Origin of the sequence: Planctomonas deserti, from assembly GCF_003067705.1 — a bacterium.
In the GTDB taxonomy this organism is placed as follows: Bacteria; Actinomycetota; Actinomycetes; order Actinomycetales; family Microbacteriaceae; genus Planctomonas; species Planctomonas deserti.
In genome coordinates this window covers 1-662 of the sequence record NZ_QANL01000072.1, presented here as the reverse complement: position 1 = coordinate 662, position 662 = coordinate 1, and the positions used below count along the sequence as shown (strand labels likewise).

At 66.9% G+C, this 662-nt stretch carries 1 protein-coding gene; it reads right to left on the bottom strand.

Annotated elements, in window-relative coordinates; translation table 11 throughout:
- Positions 1 to 548, bottom strand: a 548-nt coding sequence (locus DAI20_RS19600; RefSeq protein ID WP_108252890.1) for a GYF domain-containing protein, incomplete at its 3' end; no start/stop codon positions are given.
- Positions 549 to 662 lie beyond the last annotated feature (114 nt).

The following is a 662-nucleotide window of genomic DNA, read 5'->3' as shown; positions in this document are numbered from 1 at the left end:
GGCGACAGGCCATCCGGCACACCCAGCAGGGTCTCCACCACGCTGATCAGCAGCAGCAGGCCGGCCCACATCGCCGCCAGGCGGTACATCCTGCGGTACATCATCCAGATCAGGCCGAGCAGGAAGGCCGGCCAATGCCAGGTGCCACTGCCCGTGGCAACGCCCTGATCCAGCCGCCAGCGCTGGCGATAGATCGGGAAGTTGCCGCCGACCATGCTGGCGTACAAGGCCATCTCGCCCTCCAGCCCGGCAGCCGCAGCCCTGTCCGGTGCAGCGACCGGTGCACGATAGGGATCGGACGGGTCGCCGACATCCGGCGCGATGCCCTCAACCGCAGGGGCTGCGTCGATATCCAGGGCCGGAGCTACCTCGATGGGCGTGGACGCCTGCTCTAGTTCCGCCAACGGCCGCCACGAGGGCATGCCTTCGCACCAGAGCAGCGTGCGCGCCGTAACCGTCCCTTCCCGCTGCAGCTGGCGAAGACCGGCCAGATCCACCGGCCCACTGCTCTGCCTGCCATTGGCGTACCACCATTGTGCTTCCTGCATGTTTTCCGTCCTTGCTACCTGCATCGACAAACTGAAATCGTTGCCCGCGCCTACAGCGCGGTACTGCCCAGGGTCTGCACCAGCTGATGGCGCGCACCCGGCGCAAGCGTAATC